This is a genomic window from Pelagovum pacificum (assembly GCF_016134045.1).
Classification (GTDB): Bacteria; Pseudomonadota; Alphaproteobacteria; order Rhodobacterales; family Rhodobacteraceae; genus Oceanicola; species Oceanicola pacificus_A.
Genome location: NZ_CP065916.1, coordinates 12934 through 34483, shown reverse-complemented (window position 1 = coordinate 34483; position 21550 = coordinate 12934). Strand labels below are relative to the sequence as shown.

Annotated in this window: 20 protein-coding genes; 10 read left to right on the top strand and 10 right to left on the bottom strand. The window is 68.3% G+C overall.

Translation table 11 applies throughout. The annotated features are described in order from the left end of the window. Nucleotides 1-17 precede the first annotated feature (17 nt). Both I8N54_RS20020 and I8N54_RS20015 read right to left on the bottom strand, forming a co-directional pair. On the bottom strand, nt 18-695 hold the full coding sequence (locus I8N54_RS20020; RefSeq protein ID WP_140197599.1) for an ABC transporter ATP-binding protein: 678 nt from the start codon (nt 693-695) through the stop codon (nt 18-20). A 16-nt stretch (nt 696-711) separates the two neighbouring features. Next, entirely contained in the window at nt 712-2022 is a 1311-nt protein-coding gene (locus I8N54_RS20015; RefSeq protein ID WP_140197600.1) for a sugar transporter, read from the bottom strand. Nucleotides 2023-2136: 114 nt separating this feature from the next. On the opposite strand from I8N54_RS20015, the gene I8N54_RS20010 reads away from it, so the two are divergent. Next, complete coding sequence (locus I8N54_RS20010) at nt 2137-2976, top strand: ABC transporter permease (RefSeq protein ID WP_140197601.1); 840 nt, start codon at nt 2137-2139, stop codon at nt 2974-2976. On the opposite strand, the gene I8N54_RS20005 is transcribed toward I8N54_RS20010, so the two are convergent. The 3 genes from I8N54_RS20005 to I8N54_RS19995 all read right to left on the bottom strand — a co-directional run bounded on the left by I8N54_RS20005 (nt 2973) and on the right by I8N54_RS19995 (nt 7115). Beyond that, nucleotides 2973-3929 carry a glycosyltransferase gene (locus I8N54_RS20005; RefSeq protein ID WP_140197602.1) on the bottom strand — a complete coding sequence of 319 codons (957 nt, stop codon included), beginning with the start codon at nt 3927-3929 and terminating at the stop codon, nt 2973-2975. The genes I8N54_RS20010 and I8N54_RS20005 overlap by 4 nt on opposite strands. Before the next feature lie 740 nt (nt 3930-4669). After that, the gene (locus I8N54_RS20000; protein WP_140197603.1) at nt 4670-5674 is read right to left on the bottom strand and encodes a ParB N-terminal domain-containing protein; all 1005 of its coding nucleotides are present in this window, start codon (nt 5672-5674) and stop codon (nt 4670-4672) included. Nucleotides 5675-5738: 64 nt separating this feature from the next. Next, entirely contained in the window at nt 5739-7115 is a 1377-nt protein-coding gene (locus tag I8N54_RS19995; protein WP_140197604.1) for an AAA family ATPase, read from the bottom strand. A 414-nt stretch (nt 7116-7529) separates the two neighbouring features. On the opposite strand from I8N54_RS19995, the gene I8N54_RS19990 reads away from it, so the two are divergent. Both I8N54_RS19990 and I8N54_RS19985 read left to right on the top strand, forming a co-directional pair. Further along, nucleotides 7530-8531, top strand: a complete 1002-nt coding sequence (locus I8N54_RS19990; protein WP_140197605.1) for a replication initiator protein A — start codon at nt 7530-7532, stop codon at nt 8529-8531. 153 nt (nt 8532-8684) lie between these two features. After that, nucleotides 8685-9842 (top strand): sensor histidine kinase, encoded by a 1158-nt coding sequence (locus I8N54_RS19985; protein ID WP_140197606.1) that lies wholly within the window; start codon nt 8685-8687, stop codon nt 9840-9842. A gap of 2 nt (nt 9843-9844) precedes the next feature. On the opposite strand, the gene I8N54_RS19980 is transcribed toward I8N54_RS19985, so the two are convergent. Further along, nucleotides 9845-10429, bottom strand: a complete 585-nt coding sequence (locus I8N54_RS19980; RefSeq protein ID WP_140197607.1) for a DUF2793 domain-containing protein — start codon at nt 10427-10429, stop codon at nt 9845-9847. A 385-nt stretch (nt 10430-10814) separates the two neighbouring features. Here I8N54_RS19980 and I8N54_RS19975 point away from each other — a divergent pair, with 385 nt between their 5' ends. Then, entirely contained in the window at nt 10815-11162 is a 348-nt protein-coding gene (locus I8N54_RS19975) for a hypothetical protein (protein WP_197097702.1), read from the top strand. Nucleotides 11163-11165: 3 nt separating this feature from the next. Here the strand turns inward: I8N54_RS19975 and I8N54_RS19970 are convergent, their stop codons facing one another. Next, on the bottom strand, nt 11166-12128 hold the full coding sequence (locus I8N54_RS19970; RefSeq protein ID WP_140197609.1) for a class I SAM-dependent methyltransferase: 963 nt from the start codon (nt 12126-12128) through the stop codon (nt 11166-11168). A 285-nt stretch (nt 12129-12413) separates the two neighbouring features. Here I8N54_RS19970 and I8N54_RS19965 point away from each other — a divergent pair, with 285 nt between their 5' ends. After that, a complete protein-coding gene (locus I8N54_RS19965; RefSeq protein WP_198571765.1) occupies nt 12414-12776 on the top strand; it encodes a hypothetical protein in 363 nt (120 codons plus the stop codon). Between the two features lie 2 nt (nt 12777-12778). On the opposite strand, the gene I8N54_RS19960 is transcribed toward I8N54_RS19965, so the two are convergent. Then, on the bottom strand, nt 12779-13537 hold the full coding sequence (locus I8N54_RS19960; RefSeq protein ID WP_198571764.1) for a DUF2793 domain-containing protein: 759 nt from the start codon (nt 13535-13537) through the stop codon (nt 12779-12781). Between the two features lie 149 nt (nt 13538-13686). On the opposite strand from I8N54_RS19960, the gene I8N54_RS19955 reads away from it, so the two are divergent. Beyond that, on the top strand, nt 13687-14844 hold the full coding sequence (locus I8N54_RS19955; protein ID WP_140197582.1) for an NAD-dependent epimerase/dehydratase family protein: 1158 nt from the start codon (nt 13687-13689) through the stop codon (nt 14842-14844). A 20-nt stretch (nt 14845-14864) separates the two neighbouring features. Further along, nucleotides 14865-15593 (top strand): phosphoadenylyl-sulfate reductase, encoded by a 729-nt coding sequence (locus I8N54_RS19950; RefSeq protein ID WP_140197583.1) that lies wholly within the window; start codon nt 14865-14867, stop codon nt 15591-15593. Here the strand turns inward: I8N54_RS19950 and I8N54_RS19945 are convergent. Beyond that, nucleotides 15590-16579, bottom strand: a complete 990-nt coding sequence (locus I8N54_RS19945) for a hypothetical protein (RefSeq protein ID WP_140197584.1) — start codon at nt 16577-16579, stop codon at nt 15590-15592. The two genes, I8N54_RS19950 and I8N54_RS19945, sit on opposite strands and share 4 nt — an antisense overlap. 3 nt (nt 16580-16582) lie before the next feature. After that, entirely contained in the window at nt 16583-18403 is a 1821-nt protein-coding gene (locus I8N54_RS19940) for a DUF4422 domain-containing protein (protein WP_197097699.1), read from the bottom strand. A gap of 430 nt (nt 18404-18833) precedes the next feature. On the opposite strand from I8N54_RS19940, the gene I8N54_RS19935 reads away from it, so the two are divergent. From I8N54_RS19935 to I8N54_RS19925, 3 genes are read left to right on the top strand one after another with little or no spacing between them, the layout of a single operon-like run. Then, nucleotides 18834-19580: a glycosyltransferase family 2 protein gene (locus I8N54_RS19935; RefSeq protein WP_140197586.1), complete on the top strand. Its 747-nt coding sequence runs from the start codon at nt 18834-18836 to the stop codon at nt 19578-19580. Next, the gene (locus I8N54_RS19930; protein ID WP_140197587.1) at nt 19573-19884 is read left to right on the top strand and encodes a lipid-A-disaccharide synthase N-terminal domain-containing protein; all 312 of its coding nucleotides are present in this window, start codon (nt 19573-19575) and stop codon (nt 19882-19884) included. The genes I8N54_RS19935 and I8N54_RS19930 overlap by 8 nt, the downstream gene beginning before the upstream one ends. Next, on the top strand, nt 19881-21458 hold the full coding sequence (locus tag I8N54_RS19925; RefSeq protein ID WP_140197588.1) for an ArnT family glycosyltransferase: 1578 nt from the start codon (nt 19881-19883) through the stop codon (nt 21456-21458). Before I8N54_RS19930 ends, I8N54_RS19925 begins: the two co-directional genes overlap by 4 nt. Nucleotides 21459-21550: the final 92 nt, after the last annotated feature.

Sequence of the window (21550 nt, the reverse complement as noted above, 5' to 3'; positions counted from 1 at the left end):
GACTAAAGTTTTAGGGATCAGGCGCGCTTGCGCGCCAGCGGGGTGAGGTTGATTTCCTCGTGGCGGGCGATCGCTTCGTCGAGGTCGTCGTAATATTCCATCCGCCCGTCGTTCAGCACGATACCACTGTCGCAGAAGCCGCGCAGCTTGCCGGTGGAGTGGCTGACCATGATGGCGCTGGCATTCTTCACGCGGGCGAGGAAGACGGCCTGGCTCTTGCGGTTGAAGTTGGCGTCGCCGACGGCCGTGACCTCGTCGATCAGGTAGGTGTCGAAGCGGATCCCCATCGACAGTCCGAAGGTCAGGCGCGCCCGCATACCGGCGGAATAGCTGCGCACCGGCATGTGGAAATGGCGGCCGATCTCGGCGAAATCCTCGACGAACTCGATCAGCTCCTCGCTGTCGACGCCGTAGGCGCGAGCCACGAAGCGCACGTTCTGCGCGCCGGTCAGATCGCGGTGGAACGAGCCGCCGAAGGCCACCGGCCAGGAGATCGTCCCGTCCGAGATCACTTCACCCGAATCCGCCGCCTGGATGCCGGCGATGATCGACAAAAGCGTGGTCTTGCCCGCGCCGTTCCGGCCGAGCAGCGCCAGCGACTTGCCGGTCGGCAGGGTCATCGTCAGATCGTCGATCACGACCTTCTTGTGGCCCCGGATCCAGAAGCTTTTCGACAGGTGTTCGAAGCGGATCATGGTCCCCGCCCTTCGCTTACCGGCTGTCCCGCACGGAATAGTAGATCAGCGACATGATCGCCCAGGCGAGCACCAGGAAGAAGGCGATCAGCCCGAACAGGACCAGCCGCCGGGGATATTCCGCGCGCTGCGGCTCCGTCGGCTCGATATAGACCGCGAGGTAGCGGCTCTGGCGCTGCGCGTTGGTCTGCGCCAGCTCCAGCGAGGCGCGCGCGGTCACGTAGTTCTGCTCCGCGAACTCGCGGTCGACCATCAGCCCCTCGTACTCGGCCATCAGGGTCGGGTAGTCCTCGCCCGTGACGTTGCCCTCGGCGGAGGCGAAGCTCTGGCGTTCCTCGGTGATCCGGCCCCGGATCACGTCGATCCGCCGCCGGGCCTGCACCACGCGGGGGTCGGTCTCGGCGGCGTCGCCCCCGAGCAGGAGGTCGAGCTCGATCAGCGCCTCGGCGAGCTGCTGCTGCAGGTTGTTCAGAACGCCCATCCGGCCCTCGAGATCGACCTCGGGGTCGGGGATCTGGGTACGGGTGCGGAACACGGTCATCTGTTCGCGCGCGTCGCGAAGCTCCACCATCGCCTGCTCGAGGTCGTTCTGGGCGTAGCGGATGGTGTCTTCGCGGGCGGTCGCGTTCAGCTCGTTGATCAGCGCCTGGCTCTCGGCGAGGATGGCGCGCGCGATCTCGTAGGCGGACTCCGGGTCGAAGGCGAGGACCTGCAGCTCGATCAGGCCGCTCGACTGGTCGTAGGTGACCCGGGTCATGCGGCTCCAGTAGTTGGTCAGCTCCTCGATCCCGGCGGAGGGCCAGAGCGAGAAGAGCGGATCCTCCGTCCAGTTCTCCGAGTAGAGTTCGACGAGGTCGATCCGCTCGTTGATCCGGGTGACCATGTTCTGGCTCTGGATGAACTCGTAGAGGATGTCGGTGTCCGACCCGCCGCCTGAGGCGCCGGCGAACTCCGCAAGACCGCCGAGCAGCTGCGACGCGCCGGGGCTGCCGTTCTCCTGCCGGACGGTGAAGCCGACGACGGAGGCATACTGGTTCGTCGCCGCGCCCCAGAGATACCAGCCCGCCGCGCCGAGCGGCGCGAGCACGCCCAGCAGGAAGACGAGCGCGAGCCCCCAGTGCCGGCGCCGCATCCGGGCCGGCCCGGCAGCGGGGCGAATCTCGATAACCTCAGGGCCCGTCGGGGGCGGCTTCGGCTTGGGATCATCGGGTTTCGCAGCGGTCTTCGGGGGGTCTTTCGGAGCCTCCTTGGTGTCCGCGGGGGCCGCTTTGGCCTCACCCTTCGGAGCGTCCTTCTGGGCCGCACCGTCCTGTCCGATCAGCGTCAATCGGCGCTCATCCGGTTTTGCATTATCTGCCAAGGACTTGCCTCACGCCTGCTGGCTTTGCTCTTCTGTCCGGTCTTGATACTATTTCGACGCAGAAAAAGCCAGAAGCCTCGCATGTCAGATACCACACCGATCCCGCTGCGCCCCGCGCAGGAGCCGGCCCACAGCGCGACCCACCGGTCGGCATGGCTTCCGGCCACGCCCCGCACGATCGTGGCGCTGATGCTGCGCGAGATGTCGACAAGCTACGGACGCTCGCCGGGCGGCTATCTCTGGGCGATCCTCGAGCCGCTCGGGATGATCATCATCCTCGCGCTCGGCTTCTCGCTGCTGATGCGCTCGCCCTCGCTCGGCACGAGCTTCATCCTGTTCTACGCGACCGGCTTCCTGCCGTACGAGTATTTCCAGGTGACAACGCGGGTGAGCTCCAACGCGATGCGCTACTCGACCGCGCTGCTGACCTACCCGGCTGTGACGTGGTTCGACGCGGTGATCGCCCGCTGGCTGCTGAAGTCGATCACCTCGATGCTGGTCGGCTACCTGCTGTTCACCGGCATCCTCGTGCTGACGGACGCGCGGGCGACGATCTCGCCCGTGCCGATCCTGAAGGCCTACGGCATGGCGGGGATGCTGGGGCTCGGCATGGGGCTGATCAACGGGGTGATCATCGGCTTCTTCCCGATCTGGGACACGATCTGGTCGATCATCACACGGCCGCTGTTCCTCGCCTCGGGGGTGATCCTGATGTACGAGGACATGCCCGCGGCGGTGCAGAACTTCCTGTGGTGGAACCCGCTGATGCATGTCACCGGCGAAATGCGGCGGGGCTTCTTCGGGATGTACGACGCGGCTTACGTGTCCGAAGTCTACGTGATGACGATCATCGCGATCCTCTGCTTCTTCGGCTTCCTGCTGCTGCGCCGCTACCACCTCGAGATCCTGAACCGGCTCTAACCCTCGGCGAGGGCCATCACCTCGGCATGGGTCAGGTCGCGCCGCCGGGCGAGCCCGTCGCGCACCGCCCGCGCCGAAACACGGGCATAGGCCTCCGCATCCGCACCGTAGAGCGCGGCCGCCCGGCGCCAGCGCGGCAGCACCATCAGCAGGAGCGGCCGGAAGAACAGCGGCCCCGCCGCCTTGCGATAGGCCAGCAGCAGGTTGCGCTGGTAGTAATAGACCTTCCAGAGTGGCCGCAGCGGTTCCGTCCCCGGCGAGAAGGGCAGGGTGTCATGCTCGAACCGCAGGGCCGGGTCGAAGGCGATCCGCCCGCCGAGCGCGGTGAGCGACAGGGTATAGAGCACGTCGTCCCCGTAGAGGAACAACCGCGGATCCGGCAGGCCGGCCTTCTCCACCGCGTCCCGGGACAGGAACAGCCCGACGAAGGAGGTCCCGTCGATCGGCGTCGGGGTGTCGGCTTCGTAGGCGGCATCGGACAGGTGATAGCCCGCCCGCCCCTTCGTCAGCGCGGTCAGGAACGCGCGACCGTGCCAGAACGGGTTCACCCAGGGGCGGTTCATCTCGCAGATGGCGCCGGAGGGGTAGGTGACCGCGGCGGCCCAGCCCTCTCTCGACGACCGGTCGTTGCCATGGAACGCCGCGAGTGCGCCAGGGGCAGGGCGGCCGTCATCGTCCATCAGCAGGTACCAGTCGGGGTCCATGCCGTCGCGCAGGTGACGCATCCCGGCCTCGAAACCACCGGCGCCGCCGCCGTTGACCTCGAGCCTCAGCACCTCGAGCCGCGGATCCGCCTGCGCCGCCAGCCAGGCGGCAGTCCCGTCGGTCGAGGCATTGTCCACTACGAGCAGCCGGGCGAGATGCGCCTCGGGGGCGGCGAGCAGCCGCTCCACGGTGCGCGTCAGCTGGTCGAGCCGGTTGTAGGTCACCACGATGGCGGCGAGACGGGTCATGGGCAGGTCCGGATGTTTCGCGCGCGAAACATTTCGCGCCGGGCGCTTATGGCTCAAATGTTTCGCGCGCGAAACATTTGGCGGACCGGCGGGGGCCCGGTCGCCTCCCATCCCCCGGCGACGGGGCCGTGAAAACCCCGGCGGCCGCCTCCGCCAGCACGCGCGCACCGCATTAACCTTAACGCGCCACGCCCGGCCTTCTTTGGGCTTCAAATATCTCTCGGGGGTGAATGGGCCGAGAGGCCCAGAGGGGGCAGACAGCCCCCTGCGACAGCCGATGACAGGCACGCCGCTGGCCGTTTTGCACATCGACCATGGGGCCTCAGCCGGCTTTGCACTCACAAGATACGGGGCGCGCGGGCGATGCATCGGAAAACACGGATACCGCGCAGTCTCGCCCCCTGACCTCCCGTGGCACGCTCAGAGACAAGGTGCGACGATCCACAGGCATAGAGACACATCCGAGAGATCGCCGACACCAAGAGCCGGCAAGACCCGTGTGGACAGGCGCCTCAGACGTTGATGGAGGCACAGTCGACAGATTGCCTCAACGACCTGGCAGCCCCGACGATCAAAAGACCTGACAAACAGAACACCCCGACCGACCCGGACAATCGTCCGGACTTCCTCCCGCCCCCGCAACCATTCCGAAACCGACTCGGCTCAGGATGAAGGGTGGTAGGGAGGGGGAACAACGACAGCCGCAAATGTTTCGCGCGCGAAACATTTTCAGACCCTGTTCAGGCCCCGCTTGACCCGAATGCCTTCAGCAGCTTCGTCCGGAAGTGATCGTTGACCCCCGGCCCGTAGAGTGTCACGCCGCCGTCCGGCCCGACCCGCATTCGCACATCCTTCGTCAGGGTGCAGACCTGTCCGGCCGCGATCTTCGGCTCCGGCACGGCCTCCGCCCTGGGCGGGGCGAGCGCGGCAAGGATTAGGCTCTGTTCCTGTTCCGCATCTCCCGGCGCTCCCTCGGTCAGGGCCTTCTGCAGCCGGGCCGCAAGAGAGGGATCCGCCTCGAGCGCCTTGCCGAGCCGCACGCCGATCCGCTCGCCGAGCGCCTGCGGAAAGCGCAGCACCCCGTCGAGCGCGGAGACCACCGGCAGGTAGCCACGGATCTTCGATCGTTTCGCACGGGAGGCGGAGCGGAACAGCGACAGAAGCGCCTTCTTGTGATCCTCGAACACCCCCTGGGCGACCGCCTTGTCGGCGATGCGGGCGCGTTCGTAGTAGGACAGCCCGACCCGGATCTCGTTCTCCTCGACCATCGCGAGGTAGGCGTCCGACGCATCCTCGGGACGACGCAGGAAGGCCAGGACAGTGTCGAATCTGCCGGTTTCCTCCTGCAGGGCGCTCAAGGCCCTCAGACGCCGCCAGCCGGAGATCAGGCCGTAGCGCCCCGCCTCAAGCTCGGTGACCTCGATCGGGGTCTGCTGGCCGCGGGCGCGGATACTCTCGACCAGCGCCGACATCTCCTCCGGATCCGCCGAGAGACGGTCGCGGACGAGGTAATGCTCCTCGATCGCGGTCAGCGGCAGGGCGACGACCATGCGGCCCTCGGCGCGGGCCTGCGCCATGCTCTCGGTCAGTTCCGACAGCGCGGCCGAGGCCGAGGCGTCCGACGCGACCGCGGCGATCGGGGCAGGGGGCGCCGCGAAGGGCATGGATTTCGTCTCCAACCCGGCCCGGGACGGCGTTTCGAGGTAATCGCTCCGCGCGGGGGTCAGGCGTTTGCGCTTGGCCATCAGATGTCTCCTTTTGCGCGAGGATCACCCGGAAGCCTTGCGAACTCCCTGCACCACCGCACGGTCATTCCGCCGCCTCGAGTGCCGCGGTCTCGTCCCGCCGCCACGCACCGACCAGCAGCGCCTTGAAGGCGGCGTAGGTCGCATCGAACGTCTCGCGGCCACGGGCGTAGGTCTCGCGGTTGAAGTCGCGGTAGTCGGCCTCGTAGATGCCCTGCACCTGCTCGCCGGCCTGGCCGATCAGGGCGGTGAAATCCTGCCGCTGGGGCGACAGGGTCTGGCCGAGGTAGGCCTGCATCAGCGAGGCGAGCTCGGACTGCTGGGTGCCGTCGTAGCGGGTGATGACGGCGCGCACCGCGTCCCACTCGAAGGCCAGCCCCTCGCGGCCGAGCGCGCGGGCGGCCATGTTCTCGCCCTCCTCGATCGAGCCGAACGTTGCGTGAAGCATGTCGAAGAAGCGGCCCGTCGAGTCGAACTCCAGGAAGCTCGCGCCGAGCGGCACCAGCAGGATGTCCGCCGCCGCCAGCCCGTTGATCGTCAGGTAGCCGAGCGCGGGGGGCGTATCGAGGAAGACGATGTCGTAATCGTCGAGCACGCCGTCCGCCTCCAGCCGGTCGGTGAGCGCGTCCCACAGCTTCCAGCCCCGCGCGGCCATCCGCCAGACGGGGATCTGGAACTCCGCCCAGTAGAGGTTCAGCTGCGCCCCGATCAGGTCGATGTTGGGCCAGTGGGTCTTCTGGACGAGGTCGGCGGTCGAGACTTCCATCGCCTCGGTCAGCGTCTCGTCGAGCGGCTGGGGCGCCTCACCGCGATCGACGCGGCGGCGGTTCTCCTCGCGCAGGTGGCTGCCGTAGTGGCGGGCGATCAGCGGGAAGACCGTCTGCCATTCGTCGGCGACCTTGCCACCGAAGATCGAGGTCATCGACCCCTGGCTGTCGAGGTCGACCACCAGCACCCGGTAGCCGTCGAGCGCTGCCGACATCGCCAGATGCGCCGCGGTCGAGGTCTTGCCGACCCCGCCCTTGAAGTTCGCCACCGCCACCATCTTGGCCGGCTGGTTCTTCGGGCGGTAGGGCAGGTAGTTCTTCGCCTTCGATCCTTCCGCGCCGAAATGGGCGCGCAGGCGCAGAACCTCGTCGAGGGTGAACCATTTCGCGCCGCCCTCCGTCTCGGACCGGCCTTGGGGCAGCTCGGGGTTCTGCTTCAGCACGCGGCGGAAATGCCCCTGCGCGACGGGGATCAGGTAGCGGCAGATCTCCCAGGTCGAAAACAGTCGCAGCTTGCGCGCGCCGTCCTCCTCGAGGCCCCGGCTGGCGAGGTCGGACCGGCCCGCCGCGCAGGCCCGCGCGATGCTCTCGAACCCGTCGGTGGTCGCGGGCCGGCCGAGCGCGGCGGCCGCCTGGTCGGGATCGACCCGGAAATAGGGAGGTAGGTCTGTCACTGCTCAGGCCCCTTCGATCGTGTCGGCATTCTTCGATGTTCGCCGTTTCGGTCAGGATACCCGAAAACGTCTGACATGGAAGGAAAACCGTCACACGGGCACTTTTCTCAGCCAGATTCGGTAGCTTGCCGCACGTGATCCCCCCGATATTGGGGCATCCCGGGGCCGTCTGGCCAGTCTTCGTCGGTTATTTTGTTGTTAGTTGTATGTTACGCGCCCCGCGAGGATCGGTTTTCGCCTTCTCTTCAAGGCGCTGGCGAAGGGCGTGCGACTCCGAACCCCCGAAAAGGCGACTCCGATGCCACGAGCCGGGCGACTCCGATCCATGAGTCCGCACTGGACCTCGGCCTGTGGATAACCCTAGTGTCACTGAAACCCCGAAAACGGGGACGAGCAGGCAAGCGGGCGAGAGCGATGAGCATCAGCAGAGGGCAGGGGGGCCTCGGGCCCGTCCGGCATCCGACGGACGACTTCTTCGTCTGCGACATCTTCGATGCCAGCCCCAAGGACGACCTCGGGAGCATGGAGCACCCGATCTTCTCGCTCTCCACGCGGCCCGACCGGCGCATCCTGTCCTACGCCCACAACGGCACCACGATCGAGGTCACGCCGAGCGTGAAGGGCCGCGCGACGATCCACGACAAGGACGTGCTGATCTACTGCATCAGCCAGCTGATGGCGGCGGTGAACGCCGGCCGCGAGGTCAGCCGCACGCTGAAGGTGAAGGCGCACGACCTGCTGGTCGCCACCAACCGCGACACCTCGGGCGATGCCTATGCCCGCCTGCGCGAGGCGTTCGAGCGGCTCGCCGGCACCCGCATCACCACCAACCTCGCCACCGCCGGAGAGGAGACGACCCGCGGCTTCGGCCTGATCGAAAGCTGGGAGATCGTGCGCAAGAGCCGGGGCGGGCGGATGGTGTCGGTCACCGTCACGCTCAGCGAATGGCTGTTCCGCGCGGTGCTGGCGAAGTCGGTGCTGACGCTGAGCCGCGACTATTTCCGGCTGCGCAAACCGCTCGAGCGGCGGATCTACGAGCTCGCCCGCAAACATTGCGGCCGCCAGCCGGAATGGCGGGTGTCGGTGGCGACGCTGCACAAGAAGTCGGGCTCGGGGGCGCCGGTGCGGGTGTTCCGCGCGGCGCTGCGGAAGATGATCGAGGCCGACCACCTGCCGGACTACGCGCTGGCCGAGGAGCCGGGCGACATCCTCGCGGTCCGTCTCCGCCGTCCGCGGGCCACGCCGTCGGGCCCATACCTTGCGCCCGAGGCGCTCGATGCCGCCCGCCTGCTGGTGCCTGGCGCGGATGTCCATGCGCTCGCCGCCGAATGGCGCACCTTGTGGGAAAGCTCGGGTCGGCCACGCCTGACGGCCCCCGACAAGGCTTTCCTCGGCTGGGTGCGGAAGCACGCCTGACCCTTTTCCCGTTGCGCGACAGTCGCCGCCTCCGCGCCCTGATCGGTCGCGGAAGAGAAGCTCCTGTCACATTAACGCCGGGTTAATGCCGCACGCCCGCGGCTTTGGAGTGAGATACACCCATTAGTTGAATGGTTCAGTGGGAGGTTATCCATGCGGGTGTATGATGCGATATCGCGGCTGGGCTGGCCGCGCAGCTACCGCGGGAAGATTCTTCTGGTCAGTTTCGTCGGGGTCCACGTGCCGATGTTCGGCGCGGTGGGCTATGCGCTGATTGCCGACGGCACGTCCCTCGGGGACCATCTCGACGTGCTGATCGCGATGCTGGCGGCGACGCTGGCGGGCACCGGGGCGACGATGTTCCTGATGAACGCGCTGCTGGAGCCGGTGCACGCGGCCTCGCGCGCGGCGGCGGGCTACCTCGCCGACCGGACCGTGCCACGGCTGCCGACCCGCTACACCGACGGGGCGGGCGTGCTGATGGCGAGCGTCCAGGAATGTATCACCCGGCTCGACGCGACGCTGACCGCGGCGGAATACCAGTGCGCCCGGATCGAGGACGACCGCGCGGCACGCTTTCGACTGCTGTCGGGAATGCGCCACGACTTCCGCACGCCGCTGACCCACATCGTCGGCTTCGCCGAGCTGATGAAGTCCGAGGCTTGCGGCCCGCTCGGCAACAGCGCCTACCAGAAGTACGCCGCCCGGATCGGCGCCTCGGGGCACGATCTGCTGCAGACCCTGCAATCAGTACTCGACTTCTCCGACAACGAGGCCGCCGCCGGCATGGCGGGCGAGAGCGAGCGCTTCGACATCGCAGGGCTGGCGCAGCAGGCGATCTCGCTCGAACATCTCCATGCCGACCGCCGGCGGCTGACCCTGACCTTCGCCGGCCCGCGCGAGATGCCGATCGGCAACCTGCCCGGCGCGACCCGGTCGCTGCTCGGCGCGATGCTGCATGTCGGCGTGCTGCGCGCGCCCCGTGGCGGCGACGTGCGGCTGTCACTCTCCGACCGGCCCGACGGGGTGGGGGTGGACCTCAGCGTGCCCGGCGGCGAGCTGCGGCTCGAGGATGTGCCGGCCGAACAGGTCCATTTCTTTCCCGGCCTGCGCAGCACGGCGGGGACCACCGGCACGGTGGCCGAAAGCTCGACCCCCGTGACGCTGCACATGGCGCTGATCGACACGCTGGCGCGGGTGCTCGGCGCGCGGCTGACGATGGAGCAGGCGCCGGTGCAGGGCTACCGGATCTCGGTGCTGCTGCCCGACCGGCAGCCGGTGGCGGACACGCCGGCGCTCGCCGCCGAGTAGGCTCAGAGCACGCTGTCGTCCGAGACCCGGCGCCAGTCGGTCCCGTCGCTCCAGGCGGGGCCGCTGCCGGTAACATGGATCAGCGCCCCCGCACCCGCCGCCACGGCGGAGGGCAGGGCGCCCGGATCGTGGACCACGGGGCGGAGTGCGCCCGTAACAGGGTCGATCCGCAGCGCCGTGAGCCAGCCCGCCCCGTCGGGCGAGACCTTGACCGAGAAGGCGTCCTCCCCGGCGAGGCCCAGTTCCGCCCGGCCCGACCAGTCCGACTGGAACAGGAGGCTCGCCGTCTCGGCCGGCCCCGCCTTGTTCACCGTCACCCGGTGACCGGCGCCCTCGTGGCTGAACAGGCTCGCCGGGGCGGCGACGGCAAGCCGGTTGGACGCGTCCGCCGTGGCGTTGATGCCGAGCGTCTCGGCCGTACTGCCCGCCGCGATCCAGGCGCTGCCGGTCCAGATGACGAGCGCGCCCGCCGCCTTGTCCCAGGCCCGCCAGCCGGGGCGGGGGGTGTGGAAGCTCCAGCCCGTGCCGGTCCAGCCCGCCACCGTGCCGTCCCGCCCGGCCCAGTCCCCGATCGCGCCGGCGCCCACGACATCGGGTCTTTTGCGGGAGTGTGTGAAATCTTACGCTAAGTGGGAGTGGACGTTCGCTCAGCGCGCAGTAACGGTGGGCTCCGAGCCCTTATTGACCGCAACTCCAAGTTCGCAGTTCGCAGGTGCGGCGACGTGCGCGCCGCAGTTCCGGCTCATAGCGGACCTGCAGCCCCGGCTCAGGATGCTGCAGCGCGGCCCGTCGAACCCGCCATTCGCCGCGTTCGCCAACCCCGGCGGTAAGTTCTAGATCGTGGCAGTCTGAGCGACCGACACGCCCCCCAATATCCGCCGGCTCGCCGCTCATGGTACGCGGTCAACAACGTTTTTCCTGGAAACCTATCTCGAGGCCCCGACGCCCGACCTGGTCGAGCATCTCGGCGATTTGACGTTCGACAACGCCTTCGCGGCAACCGCGATGCGACGCGTCATCAACCGCAACGAGGGCGGCCTTGCGTTGCCTAACAACATGTGGGTGGCAGGGGCTAAGATCCTGCGCCGTCCGCAGGATAAAGAGCGTGAACCTCGGAAACTTTATACCGACCGCTCCAACGCAGATGAGCCAGCCCACCGTGTGAATCCGGTCGCCATTGCACTTTACCCCGTGATTGCGCTTTTCGTGGCCACATTCCATAGCAAGAAGATCTTCCGCCGTTTTGCGCGATCGCCCTACGATTACCTTGTGGCGTCGCGCTGGCGGGCCTCCCGGATGATCGCGAAAATCTTCGTCTGACGGTCATTCGGCCGGCTTGCATGCCTCGACGAATACGGTTTGGTGGGGATCCGTTCGGTCGAAAAAGAACGCGTTCCGCATCAGCGGGCTTTGCGACTGTAGGTACGCGGATCGCCTTATATCCGTGAATCCAGCACGCCGCATGGCCTCGCGCAGCCGGTCGACGGACCACCACGTGATATGCCGCCCGAGCGAGCGATTGAGATCCGCGTCCGACGCAGCACAGGCTTTAGTCACTGCTGCTTGTGCGCCGCCGGCTTCGGCTACGAAGGCAGCGCAGTCGCCATAGGACACCGTGGTCGGATTCTCGTCCAAGGTGACGAGACTCATCTTCGACAGCATGCTATAGGCCGCGTATTCTCGACGATCCGTCTCTTCCATCTGCCGAAAGAGTTCCGGCGAGGCCGTTTCGGCGTAGATGATGTCATGCTCCCAGAAGAACGCCCAGTCCTCGCGATCATAGGCGTCAAAGAACAGGTTGGCATCCGGGGAAGAGAGCCGCAGCACCCCGCCGTCCTGCAGCAGCCGGTGCGCCTCGGTTAAAAGGTGGTGGGTGGCGGGTTCGGTCAGGTGCTCGATGACATGCTGGCAGACGATCGCCTCGGTTTCCCCCCGAGGCAGCGGAATGGGATCCAAATCGTAAGCATCCCACACGATGTCGGGCAGGTTCGTCGCTTCGGCTCCCCGACGGTGGGCAGCCCAACTGGCGTCGCCATAAGTCTTGTCCACGGTCGTCCAGGCCTGGTGGAACGCGCCCCCAGGGCCGATGCAGACGAGGCGTCCGTCAGGCCGGGACGCATCCGTGCTCAGCTCGTAGGTCCCTTTGTGGAGACGGCTTTTGATCAGGGTCTTGGCTCGTTCGGTGACAGCAGTGTTCAGACTCTGGTCGTTGCCTTCAACCTCCTTTATCACTTTCCGAAGACGTGCGGTACGGTTGGGGGAGAAGAGATAGGGGTTGTTTGTCATTGCATTCTCGATTCCATCCTGTGGCGCCTCTAAAACCACCAGCGCGTCGCTTCAACTCAGACCGGCAGCATGACGGATCCCCGCGCCATACTCAAAGAAAGGGCTGTTCAGGTTCCTTTTGGATCTGGGACGGTAGAAACGACCTCAAGATGACACGCCCTGTGAAACTTGGCGCGTTGTCACAACGCCTCGAATAATAGCTTTCGCATTTTAGATCCTTCGCGCGAGCAGCAAAAGGCCAGCTTCCCGCCCTCCCACCGCCGCCCTTCGCAGGCGCAGCAGAAATTGAGCAGTCGCGCCGAACGGGAGGAAGACCCCACATGCGGCGACGTGCGGCTGTCGCTCTCCGACCGGCCCGACGGGGTGGGGGTGGACCTCAGCGTGCCCGGCGGGGAGCTGCGGCTCGAGGATGTGCCGGCCGAACAGGTTCATTTCTTTCCCGGCCTGCGCAGCACGGCGGGGACCACCGGCACGGTGGCCGAAAGCTCGACCCCCGTGACGCTGCACATGGCGCTGATCGACACGCTGGCGCGGGTGCTCGGCGCGCGGCTGACGATGGAGCAGGCGCCGGTGCAGGGCTACCGGATCTCGGTGCTGCTGCCCGACCGGCAGCCGGTGGCGGACACGCCGGCGCTCGCCGCCGAGTAGGCTCAGAGCACGCTGTCGTCCGAGACCCGGCGCCAGTCGGTCCCGTCGCTCCAGGCGGGGCCGCTGCCGGTGACATGGATCAGCGCCCCCGCACCCGCCGCCACGGCGGAGGGCAGGGCGCCCGGATCGTGGACCACGGGGCGGAGTGCGCCCGTAACAGGGTCGATCCGAAGCGCCGTGAGCCAGCCCGCCCCGTCGGGCGAGACCTTGACCGAGAAGGCGTCCTCCCCGGCGAGGCCCAGTTCCGCCCGGCCCGACCAGTCCGACTGGAACAGGAGGCTCGCCGTCTCGGCCGGCCCCGCCTTGTTCACCGTCACCCGGTGACCGGCGCCCTCGTGGCTGAACAGGCTCGCCGGAGCGGCGACGGCAAGCCGGTTGGACGCGTCCGCCGTGGCGTTGATGCCGAGCGTCTCGGCCGTACTGCCCGCCGCGATCCAGGCGCTGCCGGTCCAGATGACGAGCGCGCCCGCCGCCTTGTCCCAGGCCCGCCAGCCGGGGCGGGGGGTGTGGAAGCTCCAGCCCGTGCCGGTCCAGCCCGCCACCGTGCCGTCCCGCCCGGCCCAGTCCCCGGTCGCGCCGGCGCCCACGACATGCGCCTCGCCCGGCACCGGGGCCGGGGGCGGCGCACTGGTGCCGACCGCCTCGACCGCGAGCTGCACCAGGAGGTCCAGCACCGAGAGCGCCTCGTTGTGGGTGACATGCTTCTGCGCCTGCGCCGGCAGCAGCCAGGGCAGGGCGAGACGGTCGGAGGAATCGGACATCGGCGGCACTCTCCTGTCGGGGCAACGGTCGAACCCTGCCGCAACGGCCTTAAGGCCGCCCTGCCGCGCCGCGCGTTGCGGCGGGTTTCCTTCGTGCCCGATCGCGGCTAGAGGAGCCTCCGACTGGCGGCACTTCCCGAGGGACATACATGAAGGTCATCATCCTGGGCGGCGACGGCTTCTGCGGCTGGCCGAACGCGCTTCACCTCTCCAACCGCGGGCACGAGGTGATCCTCGTGGACAACCTCTCGCGCCGGGAGATCGACCTCGAGCTCGAGGTCGAGAGCCTGACCCCGATCCGCCCGATCGGTGAGCGGCTCCGGGTCTGGAAAGAGCTCACCGGCAAGGAGATCCGCTTCCACAACTTCACGGTGGGCGAACATTACCACCGGCTGCTGACCCTCATCAAAGAGGAGAAGCCCGACGCGATCATCCACTTCGCCGAGCAGCGCGCCGCGCCCTACTCGATGAAATCCGCGTTCCACAAGCGCTACACGGTGAACAACAACCTGAACGCCACGAACGACGTGCTCGCCGCGATCGTGGAATCGGGGCAGGACATCCATCTCGTCCACCTCGGCACGATGGGGGTCTACGGCTACGGCACGGCGGGGATGAAGATCCCCGAGGGCTACCTCAAGGTGCAGGTCGAGACGCCGCAGGGCCCGCACGAGACGGAGATCCTCTACCCGGCGAACCCGGGCTCGATCTACCACATGACGAAGACGCAGGATCAGCTGTTCTTCTACTTCTACAACAAGAACGACGGCGTGAAGATCACCGACCTCCACCAGGGCATCGTCTGGGGCACCCAGACCGAGGAGACCCGGATGGACGAGCGGCTGATCAACCGGTTCGACTACGACGGCGACTACGGCACGGTGCTGAACCGCTTCATCATGCAGGCGGCGGTCGACTACCCGATGACGGTGCACGGCACCGGCGGACAGACCCGCGCCTTCATCCACATCCAGGACACCTGCCGCTGCATCGAGCTGGCGCTCGAGAACCCGCCGCAGTCGGGCGAGCGGGTGAACATCCTCAACCAGATGACCGAGACCCACCGGATCCGGGACCTGGCGGAGATGATCAAGGGCATGACCGGAACCGAGATCGCCTTCCTCGAGAACCCGAGGAACGAGGCGGCCGAGAATGACCTGCACGTCGCCAACGACCGGTTCCTCGGGCTCGGCCTGAAGCCGATCAAGCTCAGCGACGGTGTGATGGACGAGGTCCGCGAGATCGCGGTGCGCTACAAGGATCGCTGCGACAGGGACAAGATCCCCTGCGTCTCGCTCTGGCGGTAGGCTGACCCGGGGAGGGCGCGATGTACCAGACCTCCTCCAGCCTCGAGCGCGCCGACCGGGCTGCCGGTCTGGCCGCACGCCATGCCGGCGCCGGGGCGGAGGCGGTGCTGGCCGCCGCGATCGGGCAGGACTTCCCGGGCCGTATCGGGCTCGTCTCGTCCTTCGGGACCGAGGCGGCGGTGCTGCTGCACATGGTCTCGCGCATCGACCCTTACGTGCCGGTGATCTTCCTCGACACCTGGAAGCACTTTCCCGAGACGCTGGCCTACCGTGACCGGCTGATCGCGGCGTTCGGGCTCTGCAACATCCAGACGGTGACGCCCCGGCCCGCCGCGCTGGAGGCCGACGATCCCGATGGCACGCTGCATGGCCGCGATCCCGACCGCTGCTGCCATGTCCGGAAGACGCTGCCGATGCTCGCGGCGCTGCGCAGTCTCGATTGCTGGATCACCGGCCGCAAGCGGCACCAGGCGTCGAGCCGCGCCGACCTCGCCCTGTTCGAGGCGCAGGACCGCTGGATCAAGCTGAACCCGCTCGCCGACTGGACCGGGGCGGAGACGGCCGCCTATTTCGCCGCGCACGACCTGCCGCCGCATCCGCTTGCCGCGCAGGGCTACCCGTCGGTCGGCTGCGCGCCCTGCACCCGCGCGGTGGCCGAGGGCGAGGATGCCCGTGCCGGACGCTGGGCCGAAAGCGGCAAGACGGAATGCGGCATCCACATCGTCGATGGCCGGATCGTGCGGGGTTAGAGCCTGAATCCGCGCTGCACCGCCTCGCGCAGCAGGGCGGGGCCGAGCATCGCGAGCGCCCGTGCCTGCCGCCCGGTGACCCGTCCCTCGACCGCCGGCGCCTCGGGCACACTTTTCGCATTGGCGAGCGCGTCGCTCATTGGAGTGCCTTCGAAGAACATGCCGTCGAGCCGCGCGGCATCCCGGCCGCAGGCCGCGCGCACCCGGTCGAGCTGCGCCTCGGTGAAGACCGGCCGCCGCGCGCCGGGCTCCGGCCGGTGGGCGAGCCGGTCCTGAAGCCGCAGCGCCAGCATCTCGCGCAGGGCCGGACCGGCGAGAGGCAGCCAGCGGTGGAAGCGCCGCATCAGGGCCAGGTCGCCGAGGCTGAGCGAGGAGTTCGCCCGCACCTCGCCCTCCAGCGTGAAGGGGCCGTCGAGCACCTGTTCGAAGAAATCCCGCACCACGTCGCCGCCCGACAGCAGCCCGGGCACAACGGGACGCAGGATGAAGTCGGGGAACTCGCGCTGCCAGCTGCCGAAGCGGTGGGCGAACTGGACGCGGGGCAGGGGGAGGATGAAGTCGAGGAAGGCGTCGACCTCGTCGTCGCGCACGCCGAGCTTCACCTGCTCGGCATAGGTGGCGAGGATGAAGCCCGCGTGCGGCCGCACGTAGCAGATCACCCGGACGTCGCCGGCGAGCTCGGGCAGCCAGCTCTCGACCCAGGCCCGTGTCATCGCCGGGGCCATGTCCTGGAAGTGCTCGGCGGAGAGGATCGCGACGTCGGCGTCGCTGGCGCGGATCTCTTCCACCAGCGGGCGGGAGAGTCGGGCGATCGCCGCCTCGTCGCCGCTGCGGATCGCGCGGGCCAGCCGGTAGTGACCGATGGCACGGCCGGGGTAGATCAGGCTCTGATCCTGCGGAACGACGCCGCGGCGATGCAGGCAGACCTGGATCGAGGTGCTGCCCGACTTGAAGTCGCCGACATGCAGGACCAGCCGTTTCGCCATCGCTCAGCCGCCGCGCAGCCGGTTGAGCGCCCGCCGCGCGCCGATCATCGCCGGGCGCAGCCGCGGGTAGCGCTCCGCCATGCGCCGGCCCCACCCCGTGAGCCGCTCCGACGTCGAGGGCCGGGCGACCAGCTCACCGCTTTTCACCGCCTGAAGGAACGGCGTCCCGGCAAGCGCGGACCAGTAGAGATCACCCCACAACACGTCCTCTTCCAGCCAGGGTTTGCAGGCGCGGTCGGCGTAATGGACTAGCAGCGGATCCGCCTTGGCGGCCATCGCCTCCGCCCGCAGGGCGTCGGGAACGGCTGAATAGAGACTGTCCCTGGTGTTCAGAACGTTGAACTCCGCCGGCAGCAGCCGGACCTGCCCGGCGAAATGCCGGTTCAGGATGTCCTGGTCGCGGAACAGGTAGCGGGTGCTGCGCGCCTCTTCGAGCAGCGCCGCGCCGGTCGCTTTCACGTCCATCGCGGCGAAGTTCAAAAGCAGCAGCCCGGCGTTGAAATAGTCGCGGATCCCATCCTCATCGAGGCGGACCGTCTCGCGCAGGTAGGTGCCGAGCTCGGGCGCCTCGGGGGCGGTCGTCGGCGCCGGGCCGGTCAGCACGCGGGTCATCAAATGATCCCGCACCGCGCCGAGTGGCGCGCCGCCGAGCTCGGCATCGAAGATCCGCGCCACGTCGCCGCGCAGGATCATGTCGACGTCGAGATAGAGCAGCCGGTCGAGCCCCGGCAGCAGGTCGAACAGCAGGAAGCGGTTGTAGGAAGCGTTCGTCTGCCCTGCCACGGCCCGCGTCTTCGACCCGTAGGCGGTGGCGAAGCGATCACCGACCGGGATCATGGTCAGAGTCACGTTCGGCCAAGGGGCGAGCATGGCCGAAAACGTCTCTAACGTTGCCGGATCGTTGTCCGCTTCGAGGAAGAACAGGTTGTAGCGGCGCGCCGGATCCGCGTGCTCCGCCAGCGAGCGGACCATCGCCGCGGCATGGGGCAGGTAGTTCGGATCGGCCGAGAAGGCGACATTCACATGCTCCGGCCCGTTCAGCCGGTCGTCCGCGATCCAGGGCGTGACGGTGGCGCGGGCGAGGTTGAGCAGGTGCACCTCGCGCACCCGCGCGCCCTGCGCCTGCTTCTCCATCACCCACGCTGTGAAGAGCCGCTCCGACAGGAAGCCGAGGTAGCGCGACTGGTGCGCGTCGCGCCCCGACAGGTCGGTCTGCGCCTCGATCCGGGCGAGCACGTCGAACAGCAGGGCGCAATATTCGTCGAACAGGTCGCGCCGCATCAGGGCGACGTTGCCGAGCCGGATGCCGGGCTGCTTCGCCATCTTCTCGAACGCCGGCAGCCAGTCCGGGTGATGCGCTGCCATGACCTGCCGCATCCGCTCGAAATCGGCGGCAACATGGTCGGCGGCATAGTTCGCCTCGACGCTCGCCGGCATGGTGTGGAGCCTGGGCACCACGAGGTCCCAGGCCTCGCCCTCCGCGGCAAGCCACGCCTCGGTCGCGTCGAGCCACTCGGGAATGTCGAACCGGTCGAGGAAGATCTCGGCCTGGCCGGAGCGGTAGCTGTCGGTGAAGTCGAGCACCCGGCGGTAGTGCATCAGCCCGGTGTGGGTGCTGTCGTCGCCCTGTTTCCACGCGTGGTAGAGCGCGGTCAGCTCGCAATAGGTGGCGTTGCGGTCCGAGATATGGTCGCCGGTATCGTCCCCCGCCATCCCCGGCAGCGGCGCGGCGGCAACCGCGCGCCCGACATGCACCGGCCGGACCGAGGCGCTGGAGAGCATCGGGGCGGGCTTGTGATAGGCCGTGTGGATGGTCGCCGTCACGCGCTGCGCCCCGTGGTCCAAGTGCGGCGGAGGGGGTAGCCGGGGGGCCCGGTCTTGTCAACGAACGGGGGCGGTTTGGCCCCTTCCGGGCCGTCGGCCCTCGCGCTCCCGAAAATATGTGCCAGCGCAAAGCAGACGGGGCCGGTGCGGAATGTTTCGCACATGAAATAGTCCGGGGGTCGCGCAGGGGTGGATCGGCCCGATGACCGGGGCCTCTCGCCCAGCCGGCTATCCGCGTGACAATGGACCATTTCTCAACCGGCTCGAGGCAGGTGATGGGCGGCGGGGCAGGGGACTGACCGGACGGCGCAGGCGCCGGGCCGCCGGTCCGGTGCGTCCGCCACACGGCCCTTTTCCTTGACACCCCACCCCCGGTTGCTAGGGAAGCCGGACGCCCGTCCATACCCTCCCGAGCCCTGTGAAACTGCCCATGCGTCCCGTCTCCGTGGTCGTCCCCGTCTGCAACGAAGCCGAGAACATCGGTGCGCTCGTGGCCGAGATCCTCGACGAGACCGCGTCGCTGCCGCTGCTCGAGGTGATCGTGGTCGACGACGGCTCGACCGACGGCACGGCGGAGATCGTCGCCGAGGCGGCGCAGCAGGATACCCGGATCCGGCTCGTCCGGCATCCGAGGAACGGCGGGCAGAGCGCCGCGATCCATACCGGTGTCCTCGTCGCCCATGGCGAGATCATCTGCACCCTCGACGGCGACGGGCAGAACCCGCCCGAAGGGCTGCCCTCGCTGGTCGCGCCCTTCCTCGTGGCGGAGACCGGGCGGCTCGGCCTCGTCGCCGGACAGCGCATGGGGCGCCAGGACAGCTTTTCCAAGCGGGCCGCCTCGCGCTTCGCCAACTGGCTGCGCAGCCGCGTGCTGCACGATCATACCCGCGATACCGGGTGCGGGCTGAAGGCCTTCCGGCGGGACGCCTTCCTGATGCTGCCCGCCTTCAACCACATGCACCGTTTCCTGCCCGCGCTGTTCTCGCGTGATGGCTGGGACGTCGCCCATGTCGATGTCGGCCACCGGCCGCGCGGCGGCGGCAGCTCGAAATACAACAACCTGCAGCGGGGCCTTGTCGGCGCCGTGGACCTGGTCGCCGTGGCCTGGCTGATCCGCCGCCGCAAGCGCGTCGTCAGTCCCGCCGACCACCTGACCGGAGTACCCTCGGATGGATAACGCCCTGTTCCAGTTCCTGCACGTCCACTCGTGGGGCGAGTTCGTCTGGGTGATGATCGGCCTCGTCGGCCAGCTCGCCTTCACCGCGCGCTTCCTCGTCCAGTGGATCGCCTCGGAGAAGGCCGGCCGGTCGACCGTGCCGGTCGCCTTCTGGTACTTCTCGATCATCGGCGGCGCGATCCTGCTGACCTACGCGATCTACCGCGCCGACCCGGTCTTCATCCTCGGCCAGTCGATGGGGGTCTTCATCTATGCCCGGAACCTCTGGCTGATCCGGCGCGAGAAGAAGTCGGCCCTGCCATGAGCGCCGCGCTGCACCGGGCCTGGGCGCTGGTCGTCCGCTATCCGATCTGGACGGGCCTGCTGCTGATCGCACTCCAGACGCTGCTGGTGCTGAACGGTCACTGGCTCTGGTTCTCCGACGAGGTCCGCTATGCCGAGGTCTATTCCAACCTCGTCTCCGACGGTCACTGGGTCGTCCTGCGGCTGAACGGAGAGCCTTACCCGGACAAGCCGCCGGTCTTCTTCCTGCTGGTGCGGGCGCTCGACCTGATCCCCGGCGTGGGGATGCCGCATGTGCTCTACCTCGCCTCCGCCGTCTCGGCCGGCCTGCTGCTGGCCGCGCTGGTCTCGCTCGGCCGGGCGGTCGGCGTCGGGCGCGAGGGACGGGCCGGGGGCGTGCTCGTCCTGCTGGCCCTGCCGGCGATGAGCCTGCTTCTGCATTACGTGCGGATGGACTTGCTGTTCACCGCGCTGATGATCTGGGCGCAGGCGGCGTTTTATCGACACTATATCGGCGGGAAACCGGCTTCCGTCGCCTATGGCGGCTATGCGCTCGCCGGGCTTGCGATCCTCGTGAAGGGGCCGCTCGGCCTGCTCCTGCCGCTCGCCGCCGTGGCTCTGCCCGCGCTGGTGCGGGGCCAGTGGCGGCGGCTGGTGTCGCTGACCACGCTGCTTGGGCTCCTGGTCGCGCTCGCCGTGGTCTCGCTCTGGGGTGTCGGGATCGTTGCGGTCGAGGGCTGGGATTTCCTGATGGGCGATATCCTCGGCCAGCAGGTCGTCGCGCGCGCCGTCGATACGTTCCACCATTCTGAGCCGGTGACCTTCTATTTCTGGATGCTGCCGCTTCTGCTGATGCCCTGGACGGGCATGGTGGCAGGGCTGCGCGGGTCCTCCTTCCGGGCAACCTGGGCCGGAACAGAGCCTGTTTCCGCCCTCGCGCTCGGCGCGCTCGCCACTTTCGCGGTGCTGTCCTCGCTCGACGGCAAGGTCGGCGTCTACGTGCTGCCGATCCTCGCGCAGCTGGCGCTGCTGTTCGGGCTGCTGCTGACCTCCGCACCGCAGCGCGCCGCCCGGATCGGGGTCGCGCTGCTGTTCGTCCTGCTCGGGGGCGTCATCGCCTCGTTGCCGGCGTGGACCGAGGGCACCGGCTGGGGCGCGTCACTGCTCTGCGGGCTGCTGCTGATCGCCGCCGCCCTGCCACTGGTGAGCCGCCTGCCTGGCGGCCCGGCGCTGAGCGCGACGGCGGGGCTCATGGCACTCTGGTCACTTGCGCTCGCCGCCTTTCTGCTGCCCGCGCTGAACGAGACGATGTCGACCCGCCAGCCGGCCGAACTGCTCGGGCAGGGGGCGGAGGAGGGCGCCACCCCGGTCGCCTACCGCACCTATCCCGGCATCTTCAGCTACTACGCCGGCCGCGACGTGGTGCAGGTCGACGAGGCCGAGGCGATGCAGGCGATGATCGACAGTGGCGAACCGCTCGTCGTCGCCGCCCGCCGCCGCCACTGGGAGCAGCTCGATGCGCCCGGCTTCGAGGAGCTCTACGCGCGCGAGCTGATCGGCGCCGGCGGCGAATACGTGGTGATGCGGCGGGAGTGAGGTCAGCCTGCCGCATGCTTGTCTGCATAGTCCGGAGCCGGTTGTCTCTGCTATACACCGCCCATATCAGGGCACGGATCATCAGTAGTCGA